Below are 12,875 nucleotides of genomic sequence, written 5' to 3' on the forward strand. Positions count from 1 at the left end.
AGCGCCGTGGAGAGAGCCAATCGCAAGCAGCGGCAGCGGGAGGCGCGCGCGGCGCGGCGCGCGCAGCGCCGTCCGAGCGTGCTCGTGCAGGAGTTCTGGAACCTGCCCAACATGCTCACCCTGGGGCGCATCGCCCTCATCCCGCTCTTCGTCTGGTTCACCTACGACGCGGACCCGCTCTACTCGATGCTCGCCGCGGTGGTGTTCGCGGTGGCCTCGATCACGGACGTGGTGGACGGCTACCTCGCGCGGCGCTGGAACCTCATCACGGTGGTGGGCAAGTTCATGGACCCGCTCGCCGACAAGCTCATCGCCATGGCGGCGCTGGTGATGATGGTGCGCCTGGGGCGCATCGCCGCGTGGGTGGTGATCGTGCTGCTCGCGCGCGAGTTCATCGTCACGGGGCTGCGCACCATCGCCGCGAGCGAGGGGATGGTCATTGCGGCGGGGCAGGAGGGGAAGTGGAAGACCTCGCTGCAGCTGGTGGGCATCATCTCCCTGTGTGTGCACTACGTGCACCCGCTGGACCTGGGCTACCGGGTGGTGCCGGTGAACTTCAACCTGGTGGGCAAGGTGCTCGTGTACCTCTCCACCGCGTTCTCCGTGTGGAGCATGGTGGTGTACTTCCGGGCGTTCCTGGCCATGCTCGCTCGCCGGGGGGACGAAGATCGCCCCGATGCACAAAGTGTTTGACGAGCGCGGGGGAGATCTCTATAAACCGCCTCACTTCGGCAGCACGCAGCAGGAAAAACGAAGTCGATACGCGGGAATAGCTCAGCGGTAGAGCATCGCCTTGCCAAGGCGAGGGTCGAGGGTTCAAATCCCTTTTCCCGCTCCAAAGAGGCCCCCTGGGAAACCAGGGGGCCTTTTTCTTTTCCCGCCCTCCCCGTGGCCGCCGCCTCGATCGCGGCCAGGGCCGCTCGGGCAGGGCTCCGTGCCCGGCCGCCTGCCTCTTGCGCCGTGGGGCGAGGATGCTAGACGGAGGGCTCGCTCGCCGCTGCCGGCCGACATCGGCTCCCGTCCCCATGTCCGACTCCCAGACCTCTTCGCAGCCGCCGCGCGCCCGGTGCGGCGCCATCCACCAGTTCCACTCGGGGTCGGCCTACGGCGACGCGGTGACGAACTCGATGCTGCTCACGCAGGGGCTCCTGCGTCAGCTCGGCTACCGCTCGGAGATCTACGTCGAGCACGTGGCGCCCGAGCTCGCCTCGCAGCTGCGCCCCTACCGCAGCTACCAGCCGCAGCCCGGGGACGCGCTGCTAGTGCACCACTCGATGGGGCACGACCTCGAGGACTGGCTGCTGAAGCTGCCGGTCACCCGCATCCTCGTCTACCACAACATCACCCCCTCCCACTTCTTCGCGCCGGAGTCGCCCCTGCGGGCCTACGCCGAGAAGGGGCGGCGGCAGCTGGAGACGCTGCGCCGGGCGGTGGCTGCGAGCATCTGCGTGTCCGCGTACAACGCGGCCGAGCTCGAGGCGCTGGGGTACGAGAACATCCACGTCGTCCCGCTGCTCTTCGACCCGGAGCGCATGCTGCGCGCGCCGTGGAACGCGGCGCTCGCGGCCGAGCAGGCCCGGCGCTTCACGGTGCTCTTCGTGGGCCGCGTCTCCGAGCACAAGGGCATCGACGACGTCATCCGCGCCTTCGCCGCCTTCAGCCGCATGCACGAGCGCGAGGCGCAGCTGGTGCTGGTGGGCGGCTACGACCCGGACAGCCCCTACTACCTGCGGCTGCAGGAGCTGGTGGGCGCGCTGGGGCTCGAGGGCCGGGTGCTGTTCACGGGCAAGGTGCCCACCGCGGACCTCTACGGCTGGTACCGCGCGGCGCGCGCCTTCGTCTGCATGAGCGACCACGAGGGCTTCGGGGTGCCGCTCATCGAGGCGATGGTGTTCGGCGTCCCGGTGCTCGCGTACGCGAGCAGCAGCATCCCCGGCACGCTCTCGGGCGCGGGGATCCTCCTCGAGAAGAAGGACCCGGCGATGGTGGCCGGGCTGCTGCAGGTGCTCGCCGAGGATCGGCCGCTGCGCACGGCCGTGCTCGAGACGCAGCGCGCGCGGGTGCAGGACTTCTCCGAGGCGCGGCTGCTGAGCGAGCTGTCCCTGGCGCTGGGCGACGCAGGGATCTCCGCCGAGCGGCCGCTGCCGCCGCGGCGCGCCGAGGCGCCGGGCCCGCGCTGGCAGCTCGAGGGGCCCTTCGAGACGAGCTACAGCCTGGCGCTGGTGAACCGCGAGGTGGCGCGCGCGCTCGAGCGCGCGATGCCGGGCGAGGTCGCGCTGCACGCCACCGAGGGCCCGGGCGACTACGTGCCGCGCCCCGAGGACCTGGCGAAGGTGCCGGACCTGGAGCCCCTGTGGCGGCGGGGCGGTCCCGCGGCGCGCCCCCCGGTGCTGCTGCGCAACCTCTACCCGCCCCGGGTGGCGGACGCCGATGGCCAGTGCAACCTGCTGTACTTCGCCTGGGAGGAGAGCCAGGTCCCGGCGCGGTGGGTGGAGGACTTCAACGACGCGCTGGACGGCATCGCCGTGCCCTCCGAGTTCGTGCGCAAGGCGCTGATCGACTCGGGCACCCGCGTGCCCGTGCGCGTGGTGCCCCACGGCGTGGAGCACATCCTGCGCGAGCAGCGCCAGCGCTACGCGGGCGACCTGGGCTCGGGCTTCCGCTTCCTGCACGTCTCCTCGGCCTTCCCCCGCAAGGGCGCGGACGTGCTGCTGCGCGCGTACGGCCAGGCCTTCAGCGCGGCGGACGACGTCACGCTGGTGCTCAAGGTGTTCCCCAACCCGCACAACGACGTGCCCGAGCAGCTCGCGCGCCTGCGCGCCGCGCGCGCGGACTTCCCGCGCGTGGTGCTGATCAACGAGGACCTGCCGGCCGGGATGATGCTGGACCTCTACCAGCGCGCGAACGCCTTCGTGGCGCCCACGCGCGGCGAGGGCTTCGGGCTGCCCATGGCGGAGGCGATGCTGCTGGGGGTCCCGGTCATCACCACCTCCTGGGGCGGCCAGGCGGACTTCTGCACGCCGGAGACCGCGTGGCTGGTGGGCTGCAAGCCCGCGCGCTCGGGCAGCCACATCGGGCAGCTGGGCTCCTTGTGGCTCGAGCCGGACGAGGCCTCGCTGGTGCAGCAGCTGCGCGAGGTGCGCGGCGCCTCCAAGGCGCAGCTCGAGCGGCGCGTGCGCGCGGCGAAGGCCGTGGCCAGCGAGCAGCTGACCTGGACGCGCTGCGCCGAGGGCCTGCGCGACTTCGCGGAGCAGCTGCAGGCGCGCCCGCCGCTCGCGCGGCCCTCGCTGCGCCTCGGGTGGGTGAGCAGCTGGAATGCGAAGTGCGGCATCGCCACCTACTCGCAGTTCCTCATCGAGCGGCTGCCCCCCTCGGTGGAGACCACCGTGTTCGCGAGCCGCAAGGACACGCCGCTGGGCCCCGACGGCACCAACGTGGTGCGCTGCTGGGACGACTACAACGTGCCGCACCTCGAGGACCTGGAGGCGGAGCTGCTGCGCCGCCCGCTCGACGCGGTGGTCATCCAGTTCAACTTCGGCTTCTTCCCGGTCGCGGCGCTCGGGCGGCTGCTCACGCAGCTGCACCGGCGCGGCGTGCGCACCGTGGTGACCTTCCACTCGACGAAGGACGTGGACAAGCCGGACTTCAAGGCCTCGCTGCGCACCATCCGCGAGGAGCTGGCGCTCGCGGACCGGCTGCTCGTCCACGGGGAGCCGGACCTGCAGTTCCTCTACGGGCTCGGGCTGCACAAGAACAGCACCCTGTTCCCGCACGGCATGCTGCCCATCTCGGGCCGCACGGTATCCCAGGCGCGCACGGAGCTGGGGCTGCCCGCCCAGGGGCCGGTGCTGGCCACCTACGGCTTCCTGCTGCCGCACAAGGGCCTCGAGCAGCTGCTCGGCGCGATGCCGGCGCTGGTCAAGCGCTTCCCGGACCTGCGCCTGCTGATGGTGAACGCGCTCTACCCGGTGGCCGAGTCGAGCGTGCTCGAGCGGCGCTGCGAGGAACTCGTCGCGCAGCTGGGCCTGGAGGAGCGCGTGGTGCGGGTGCACGACTTCCTGCCGGACGCGCAGTCGCTGCGGCTCCTGGAGTGCGCGGACGCGGTGGTCTTCCCCTACCAGCAGACGGCGGAGGGGGCGAGCGGGGCGGTGCGCTTCGGGCTCTCGGCGGGGCGCCCCGTGGTGTGCACGCCCAACGAGATCTTCCACGACGTGTCCGAGGTGGTGCACCGGCTGCCGGGCTGGACCTCCGAGGCGATGGCGGAGGGGCTCGCGCGCGTGCTCACGGACGACGCCGAGCGCGAGCGCAAGCTGGAGCTGCAGACGCGCTGGGTGCAGGCGAACGCGTGGGGCGTGCTCGCCCGCCGGCTCGCCCACATGGTCGAGGGGCTGTGCCTCGACGCTCCGGCCCGGGCCGGAGAGAATCTCGCCGCCTGAAGGCGCGGCACATCGATGCGTCGGGCACTGCCCGCGCGGACGAGGTCAGCATGCTGGTCGTGAAGCATCCGAAGATCGAGGTGGAGCGGCTGCTGGAGCGCGTGCGCGAGGTGGTGCGCCGCTCGGAGCAGGCCGGGGAGCGCCCGGTGCCGCTCACGCCGATCGAGCGCCCCTCGCTCACGGTGGTGGACCACGCGCTGAAGCAGGCGGAGCGGGTGTGGGCGGTGGGCCTGGAGCTGCCGCCCATGCACCGCGTCTCGGGCGTGGCGCGCAAGGTGGTGACGCCGGCGGCGCGGATGGCCCTGCGCGTGGCGCAGCTCATCACCCGCGACCAGCGCTCCTTCAACGAGAACGTGCTCGGGGCGCTGCGCGGCCTGCGCGATGCGGTGCAGCAGCAGGGTGGCTCGCTGCGGCCGCTGGTGGAGCAGGAGGTGGCGGCGCACAAGGGCGCGCTGGACGACCGGCTCGCGGAGCAGGGGCGGGCGCTGCAGCAGGTGGTGGAGGCGCTGGACGGGCGGGTGCGCGAGCTCTCCGCGGCCCAGGAGCGGCAGCGCGCGGAGGTGCTCGCCGCGGTGGATCGGCTGCGCACCAGCGTGTCGCTGCAGCAGAACCGGCTCTCGGTGCTGCTGGAGGAGGCGCGCAAGCGCATGCCGGGCGCACTGGACGAGCAGCAGCTCAAGGTGCTCGCGGACGCGGGCGCCCAGATGGCGGACGGGCTCTACATCTCCTTCGAGGACCGCTTCCGCGGCACGCGCGAGGACATCAAGGAGCGCAGCCGCCCCTACCTGGACCTGGTGAAGGCGGCCGGCGCGGGCGCGAAGGAGCGCCCCGTCATCGACCTCGGCTGCGGCCGCGGCGAGTGGCTGGAGCTGCTGCGCGAGAACGGCCTCGCGGCGCGCGGGCTGGACATGAACCAGGTGGCCGTGGAGCAGTGCCGCGCGCTGGGGCTGGACGTCACCCAGGGGGACCTCTTCGGCTTCCTCGAGACGCTGCCGGACGAGAGCTGCGGCGCGCTCTCCGCCATCCACGTCATCGAGCACCTCTCGCACGAGGAGCAGCTGCGGCTCTTCGACGAGGCGCTGCGCGTGCTGCGCCCCGGCGGGGTGGTCATCCTCGAGACGCCCAACCCGGAGAACGTGCTGGTGGGCGCGAACACCTTCTACATGGATCCCACGCACCGCCGGCCGCTGCACCCGCAGACCATGTCCTTCCTCGCCGAGGCGCGGGGGCTGGTGCGGGTGCAGGCGCTGCCGCTGCACCCCATGGACAAGAAGTTCCACGCCACGGGCGAGAGCGCCCAGCTCGCGGACACCCTCAACGCCATCCTCTGCGGCCCGCAGGACTACGCGATCGTCGGCTACCGCGCCTGAAGCCGGGCGCGTGACTCGAGGCCCGGCGCGCTGAGCTCCCAGCGGTGGGCGGGGCGTACCACGCCCACGTCGTGCTGGGTGGAGCGCACGGCGAAGTGCAGCGCGCCCTTGCGGTAGTCGTAGGCGGTGCCGTCCTTGGCGTGCACGGCCACGTCCACCAGGTAGTTGCCCTCGAGCAGGCCGAGGCGCTCCAGGTGGATGCGCACGCTGCCCGAGGCGGGCAGCGGCTTGGGCAGCGGCACCTGCTCGATGAGCGTGTTGCTGCCGTACAGCTGCAGCCCGTCCGCGCGGAAGAGGCCGATGCCGAAGACGGCGTCGTGCACGCTCGCGTCCGTGGCGAAGGCGAGCTCGATCGTGGCGCTGGCCTCCGGGTCGAGCACCGGCGCGGGCTCGCCCTTCGCATCCACCAGGCGCACGTCCGTGAGGCGCACCAGCCCATTGCCCCAGCGGTGGGCCTCGGGCGCGGGGGCGCCGGCGGGAGCGCCGTCGGCGGGGGCCTCCGCCTGGGCGGGCCCGGCGTCCGGCAGGGTGGGGGCAGGGGAGAGCTCCGCGGCACGGTCTGCCGCCACCTCGCGCTCCGCCACGCGCTGGCGGTAGGCCGCCACCACGCGGCGCGGGTCGCCGAACTCGGCGATGCGCCCACCGTCGATCCACGCGGCCAGGTCGCACCAGCTCTCCACGGTGCCCAGGTCGTGCGTGACGAGCACGATGGTCTTCCCGCGCTCCTTGAACTCCTCCATCTTCGCGCGGCTCTTGCGGGTGAAGTGCTCGTCACCCACCGAGAGGATCTCGTCGATGATGAGCACGTCCGGGTCCACGAAGGTGGCCACTGCGAAGGCGAGCCGCATGTACATGCCGCTGCTGTAGGTGCGCACCGGCTCGTCGATGAAGTCGCCCAGCTCGGAGAAGGCGATGATCTCGTCCACCTTCTCGCGGATCTGCGCGCGGGTGAGCCCGAGGATGACGCCGTTGATGAAGATGTTCTCGCGGCCGGAGAAGTCCGGGTGGAAGCCGGCGCCCAGCTCGAGCAGCGCGGAAACGCGCCCGTGGATGAGCGCCGTGCCGCTGGAGGGGGCGTAGATGCCGGTGAGCACCTTGAGCAGCGTGCTCTTGCCGCTGCCGTTCTGCCCGATGACGCCCACGGTCTTGCCGCGCGGCACGAGCAGGTCCACGCCCTTGAGCACCTGGATGTCCTGCAGCTCGAAGCGCTCGCGGCGCTTGCGCGAGAGCAGCCCCACCAGCTGGGTCTTGAAGGTGGTGTAGCCGCCCTTCACCGTGCGGCGCTTGAAGCGCTTGGTGACCTGGCGGACCTCGACGGCGAATTCGGGAGGAGACATGCGGGCTAGACGAGCTCCGCAAAGTCTTCGCGGCGCGCGTTGAAGAAGCTGGAGGCCAGGACGAGGAGCAACACCGAGACCAGCCCCGCGGAGAGCAGGGGGCCGGGGTCGGGGAGCCGGTGGTAGTAGACGAGATCCTGGTAGGCGGTGACGAAGCCCGCCATGGGGTTGAGGTAGAGCGCGAGCGGCCGGTACTCGAGCGGGATGTTCGTCACGGGGTAGAGCACCGGTGTGAGGAAGTACGCGAGCGTGAGCAGGTTGTTCACCACGTGCTGCAGGTCGCGGAAGCTCACGTTGAGCGCGCTGACCAGGTAGGTGGCGCCGAGCGTGAAGAGCAGCTGCAGCAGGGCGACCAGCGGCAGCAGCAGCAGGTGCAGGGTGGGGCGCACGCCGGAGAGCAGCGAGATGCCCACCATCAGCGGCAGCGAGAGCGCGTAGTTGATGCCGTTGGTGAGCACCACCGTGGCGGGCAGCACCTGCGGCGGGAACTTCACCTTCGTCAGCAGGTCGCGGCGGTCCGAGATGGCCGAGGCCCCCGAGCCCACCGAGGTGGAGAACCAGATCCAGGGCAGCAGCCCCACGAACATGAACAGCGTGTAGTGCTCGAGCGACTGCTTCATGTAGACGGTGAAGAGCAGCGCGTACACCAGCATCAGCAGCGTGGGGTTGAGGAAGGTCCAGAGGAAGCCGAGCACCGAGCCGCGGTACCGGGCCTTGAGCTCGCGCAGCGTCAGGCTCCAGAGCAGGACGCGGTACTGGTAGAGTTCGGTGAGGTTCTGGAACATGCGGGCGCCACTCTTACGTCAAAAGGCCAACAGCCGCACCATCCGCCGGCCCGGCGGGCCGCTCCCCTCCGGGCGAGCCCAGGCGAGCAGGCGGCGCCCGGGCCCCTCTCCTGCGGCCGGGGGCCTCCCGTGAGGGTGCTGGTCACCGGCGGCTGCGGCTTCATCGGCGCGAACCTGGTGCGCCACCTGCGCCGCGAGCGCCCCGGCTGGCGGGTGGTGAACCTGGACTGCCTCACCTACGCGGGAAACCTGGAGAGCCTGCGCGGGCTGGAGAGCGACCCGGGCCTGCGCTTCGTGCGCGGGGACATCCGCGACCGCGCGCTCGTGGAGGCGCTGCTGCGCGAGGAGCGCATCGACGCGGTGCTCCACCTGGCGGCCGAGACGCACGTGGACCGCAGCGTGCTCGGCCCGGACGCCTTCGTGGAGACCAACGTGCTCGGCACGCAGCGGCTCCTGGAGGCGGCGCGGGCCTGCGGGGTGGGGCGCTTCCTCCAGGTGTCCACGGACGAGGTGTACGGCAGCCTCGGCCCCACCGGCCTCTTCGGCGAGCACAGCCCCCTGCAGCCCTCGAGTCCCTACTCGGCCTCGAAGGCGGCGGCGGACCTGCTCGCGCTCGCGGCGCACCGCACCTTCGGCCTCGACGTGGTCGTCACCCGCAGCGGCAACACCTACGGCCCCTACCAGTTCCCGGAGAAGCTCATCCCGCTCATGGTGGTGAGCGCGCTGAGGGACCAGCCCCTGCCCGTGTACGGCGACGGCCTGCAGGTGCGCGACTGGCTGCACGTGGAGGACCACTGCGCCGCGCTGCTCGCGGTGCTCGAGCGCGGGCGCGCGGGCGAGGTCTACAACGTGGGCGCGGGCGAGGAGCGGCAGAACCTGGCGCTGGTGCGCGCCATCCTCCTGCAGCTGGGAAAGCCGGAGCAGCTCATCCGCCACGTGGCGGACCGCCCGGGGCACGACCGCCGCTACGCGCTGGACAGCGCGAAGCTGCGCCAGGAGCTCGGCTGGCGGCCGCGCCACGCCTTCGACGAGGGGCTTCGCGAGACGGTGCGCTGGTACGTGGAGCACGAGGGCTGGTGGGCGCGCGTCCTCGACGGCGCCTACCGCAGCTACTACGAGACGCAGTACCGGGGGCGGCTCGAGGCGGAGGGCCCGTGAAGCTGCTGGTCACCGGCGCGAACGGGCTCGTGGGCGGCCGGCTCTGCGAGCTCGCGCAGCGGCGTGGCCACCAGGTCATCGGCCTCGGGCGCGCGGCGCGCAGGCTGCCCGGCGCCTGGGACTACGTGGCGGTGGATCTCACCCGCGCCGGGGACGCGGCGGCCGCAGTGGCGCGGGCTGCTCCGGATGCGGTCGTGCACGCCGCCGGGATGACGGACGTGGACGCCTGCGAGCGCGCGCCCGAGCAGGCGCACGCGAACAACGCGCAGGCCAGCGAGACGGTCGCCCGCGCGGCGCACGCCGCCGGCGCGCACCTGGTCTACGTGTCCACCGACTACGTGTTCGACGGCGAGGCGGGCCCCTACGCGGAGCGCGCGCGCCCGCACCCGCGCGGCGCCTACGCCACGAGCAAGTGGGAGGGGGAGCAGCGCTCGGCGGCGCTCGCGCCCGGGTGCGCCATCGCTCGCACGGCGGTGGTGTACGGCTGGCCGCCCGCGGCGAGGCTCAACTTCGGCGCGTGGCTCGTGCAGGCGCTCTCGCGCGGCGAGCCCGTGCGCCTCTTCGAGGATCAGCAGGTCTCGCCCAGCCTCGCCGAGAGCGTGGCGGCGCAGCTCCTGGAGCTGTGCGAGGCGCGGCACTCCGGGGTGTGGCACACCTGCGGCGCGCAGGTGCTCGACCGCGTCGCCTTCGGCAGGGCCCTGTGCGCCGAGTTCGGCTTCGACCCCGGGCTCATCGTCCCCGTGCGGGTGGCGGACGTGGCGCTCGCCGGGCCCCGGCCCCTGCGCGGCGGGCTCTCGTGCGCACGCGCCACCGCCGAGCTCGAGGCCCGGCCCCTCCCGCTCGCCGAGGCCCTCGCGCGCTTCCACGCCGAGTGGCGCGCGGCCCGCTAGCGCTGCCTGCCCGGTCGCCTGCCCTCGGGGCTGGCATCCGCGCAGGATCGGCGGGTCGCTCGGTGGCGGAATGCCCACCTTCCTCAGGACGCCGAGGAGGGTGTGCATGGAGATCGCAAGGCCCGGGAAGACCATGGGTTGGATGAAGTTCTTCAAGACCCTCAAAGACGAGTGGGGGCGCGACCGCGTGAGCAACACGGCCGCCGCGCTGACCTTCTTCTCCGTGCTGGCGCTGTTCCCCTTCCTGCTCTTCCTCGTCTCGCTCGCGGGCATCATCATCGACCCGAAGCAGGCCGAGCAGTTGGTGCAGCAGCTGGCCACCGTGGCGCCCAGGGAGGCCACGGACATCATCGCGCAGCGGCTGCGCGACCTGGCGAGCAGCGACAGCGTGGGCCTGCTCACGGTGGGCGGCGCCGGCGCGCTGTGGGCGGCCTCCGGCGGCATGGTCGCGCTCATGGAGGCGCTCAACATCATCTACGGCGTGAAGGAGACGCGGCCCTTCTGGAAGGTGCGCGGCATCGCGCTGATGTGCACGCTGGGCGGTGCGCTGATCGCGCTGCTGGCGGCACTGGTGGCCGTGGCCACTCCGGCCATCGCCGCGCGGCTGGGCGAGCCGCTGGGCAGCGTGGTGCTCTACGCGCGCCTGCCGGTGGCGGGCCTGCTGATGATGCTGCTGTGGGCCGCGCTCTACTACCTGCTGCCGGACGTGGAGCAGGAGTTCAAGTTCCTCACCTTCGGGTCCATCGTGGGCGTGGCGCTGTGGGTGCTCGCCTCGTACGGCTTCAGCAAGTACGTGGCGAACTTCGGCAGCTACGACGCGAACTACGGCGCGCTGGGCGGCGTGATCGTGATGCTGATGTGGATGTGGATCTCCGGCCAGGTCATCCTGCTGGGCGCGGAGATCAACGCGGTGCTCGAGCACAAGTCGCCGGACGGCAAGAGCCCGGGCCAGCACGAGCTGGGCGAGGGCGGGCCGGCCGCGACCAAGACCGAGCTGGAGAAGGGCGGCGCCTCGCTGCCGGGCAACACCGACTTCCACCCGCCGCGGCCGCCCGCCCGCAAGCCGCCCCCGCCGATGCAGCCGCCCGGGCTCGCCGCAGCCATCTGGGCCGCGGGCTTCGGGCTGGGCGTGGTGCTGCTGCGCCGCGGGACGCGCGCCTAGCTGGCGGCGGTCGCCTGCTCACGTGGGCGCGGTGCCAGCCCCTTCTGCGCGAGCCGGTGGCCCCACTTCTGGAAGGGCTTCTCCACCGCGTAGTAGGTGACGGCGGAGAACGCCACCGTGAGGGCCAGCCACACGGCCACGGTCGTGACCCGGCCGCCCACCTGCGGCACCACGTGGATGACCACGTCGTGCATCAGGTACACCGAGTAGCTGATGGTGCCGAGGAAGGTGATGACGCGCGGGAAGGCGTACTTGCGCAGCGCCAGGCCCGCCGCGAACACGAGGTGCGCGGAGAGGAAGGTCGCCACCTCCGGGCGCCACGTGTGGAACGCGTGCGCGTAGATCTCCTGCACCTCGTCCGGGGTGTAGAGGAACTGCGCCGTGAAGATCGCGACGAGGCCGAAGGCGAAGAGGCCCCACGCGAGGCGCGGCGAGACCTCGCCCTTCATGTACCGGTAGAGCAGCGAGCCCACGAACATCGTGGCGAGGAGGCTGAACGTGAAGTAGCCCGGATGCCAGCGGTTGAAGATCAGGGCCACGAGCGTGCCCGAGAGCAGCGCGATCGAGAGGCGGGTGCCGCGGTCCTGCTTTGCGGTCCACATGCAGAGGCCCGCGAGCGCCAGCGCTGTGAACGCGGTGGTGGCGAGGAGCGCGCCCGTGCGCGTGCCCTTCATGAAGACCAGCGTGGGGACGAGGTAGCCCGCCGCGGGCGCCGCGCACAGCATGAGGAAGGTGAGGGGAACCGTCTTCTTGTGCGCGCCCGCGAGGAAGAGCAGCGAGCAGAGCATGTAGAAGACCATCTCGTAGGCGAGCGTCCACGAGCCGCCGATGATGAGCGGGCGGTTGAGGAGGTACTGCACCATCGTCATGTTCACCAGCGTCTCGCGCAGCGGGTGCTGCACGATCTTCTCGTAGAGCCCTGGCCGGCCCAGCACGGCGTGCAGCGCCCAGATGATCGCGATGCACGCCCAGTACAGGGGGAAGAGACGGAAGGCGCGCCCCACCCAGAAGCGCTTGAGCGAGTGATACTTCTCGAGCGAGGCCGGGATGATGAAGCCGCTGCAGAGGAAGAAGAGCACCACGCCGAACTCGCCGGGGCGCCACACCTCCACGGACCAGCGAAGGTAGCGGGGCGAGACGATCTCCACCGAGTGCTGCACGGCGACGAGCATCGCCGCGATCCCTCGAAGCGCGTCGAGGAACTCGAGTCGCCCCCCGCGCACGGCCACGGCCGGGGGCGCGGCCTGGCCCTGGGAGGCCGGCGTGAGCGCGCCCGGGGCGGACGCGGGCGGAGCATCGGGCAGCTGCGGGGCGGAAGCGGGAAGTGACATCGGGCCCTACCGGCGGTGGTGCGGGAGAAGCGGCGCACACTAGCTGTCCGGGGTGCACGAGCAAAGCGGGTCCCGGCTGTCCGGCCGCCCCCCCTCGTCGAATGGGACGGAGCACGCGGGGGGCGAGGAGGCAGGCACGCCCTGCGCCTCGCCGACGGTCCACGCGCTCGCCTGCTCGGCGGGCCCGCTGGAGCCCGCCTCTTCTACGCCGCGACGCTGGAGGTCATGGTGGGAGGGCGCCCCGCAGCGTGAGCCGAGTAGTGGGGCTTCCCCGGGCTCTCAGGTCCTCGCGCGAGAAACCGTGGTAGAAGCCGGCCCCATTTTCACCAGTTCGAGGCGCCGACCCTGCCGGGGGCCGGAGCGCCCAGGGAGAGAGAGTGCTTTGGAGCAGTCGAGTACGAGGGCC

At 72.0% G+C, this 12,875-nt stretch carries 9 protein-coding genes and 1 tRNA gene; 7 read left to right on the forward strand and 3 right to left on the reverse strand.

The window, feature by feature from the left end; genetic code table 11:
- The first annotated feature begins 6 nt into the window (after positions 1-6).
- From pgsA to FGE12_RS24470, 4 genes are all read left to right on the forward strand, one after another.
- On the forward strand, positions 7-693 hold the full coding sequence (gene pgsA, locus FGE12_RS24455) for a CDP-diacylglycerol--glycerol-3-phosphate 3-phosphatidyltransferase (protein ID WP_194798230.1): 687 nt from the start codon (positions 7-9) through the stop codon (positions 691-693).
- A gap of 70 nt (positions 694-763) precedes the next feature.
- Positions 764-838: transfer RNA gene (locus tag FGE12_RS24460), tRNA-Gly, on the forward strand.
- Between the two features lie 187 nt (positions 839-1,025).
- Positions 1,026-4,436, forward strand: coding sequence for a glycosyltransferase (locus FGE12_RS24465; RefSeq protein WP_194798231.1), 3,411 nt, complete (start codon positions 1,026-1,028; stop codon positions 4,434-4,436).
- Between the two features lie 50 nt (positions 4,437-4,486).
- Positions 4,487-5,806 carry a bifunctional 2-polyprenyl-6-hydroxyphenol methylase/3-demethylubiquinol 3-O-methyltransferase UbiG gene (locus FGE12_RS24470; protein ID WP_153869008.1) on the forward strand — a complete coding sequence of 440 codons (1,320 nt, stop codon included), beginning with the start codon at positions 4,487-4,489 and terminating at the stop codon, positions 5,804-5,806.
- Here FGE12_RS24470 and FGE12_RS24475 read toward each other — a convergent pair.
- Positions 5,794-7,143: an ABC transporter ATP-binding protein gene (locus FGE12_RS24475; protein WP_153869009.1), complete on the reverse strand. Its 1,350-nt coding sequence runs from the start codon at positions 7,141-7,143 to the stop codon at positions 5,794-5,796. The two genes, FGE12_RS24470 and FGE12_RS24475, sit on opposite strands and share 13 nt — an antisense overlap.
- Positions 7,144-7,148: 5 nt before the next feature.
- Complete coding sequence (locus FGE12_RS24480) at positions 7,149-7,928, reverse strand: ABC transporter permease (protein WP_153869010.1); 780 nt, start codon at positions 7,926-7,928, stop codon at positions 7,149-7,151.
- A gap of 129 nt (positions 7,929-8,057) precedes the next feature.
- Between FGE12_RS24480 and rfbB the strand changes: the two genes are divergently transcribed.
- From rfbB to FGE12_RS24495, 3 genes are all read left to right on the forward strand, one after another.
- Complete coding sequence (gene rfbB, locus FGE12_RS24485; protein WP_194798232.1) at positions 8,058-9,086, forward strand: dTDP-glucose 4,6-dehydratase; 1,029 nt, start codon at positions 8,058-8,060, stop codon at positions 9,084-9,086.
- Positions 9,083-9,976, forward strand: a complete 894-nt coding sequence (locus FGE12_RS24490; RefSeq protein WP_194798233.1) for an SDR family oxidoreductase — start codon at positions 9,083-9,085, stop codon at positions 9,974-9,976. The genes rfbB and FGE12_RS24490 overlap by 4 nt, the downstream gene beginning before the upstream one ends.
- A 112-nt stretch (positions 9,977-10,088) precedes the next feature.
- Complete coding sequence (locus FGE12_RS24495; RefSeq protein ID WP_194798245.1) at positions 10,089-11,138, forward strand: YihY/virulence factor BrkB family protein; 1,050 nt, start codon at positions 10,089-10,091, stop codon at positions 11,136-11,138.
- On the opposite strand, the gene FGE12_RS24500 is transcribed toward FGE12_RS24495, so the two are convergent.
- Entirely contained in the window at positions 11,135-12,469 is a 1,335-nt protein-coding gene (locus tag FGE12_RS24500) for an acyltransferase (protein ID WP_153869013.1), read from the reverse strand. The genes FGE12_RS24495 and FGE12_RS24500 overlap by 4 nt on opposite strands.
- Positions 12,470-12,875 lie beyond the last annotated feature (406 nt).

This window comes from Aggregicoccus sp. 17bor-14, from assembly GCF_009659535.1.
In the GTDB taxonomy this organism is placed as follows: domain Bacteria; phylum Myxococcota; class Myxococcia; order Myxococcales; family Myxococcaceae; genus Aggregicoccus.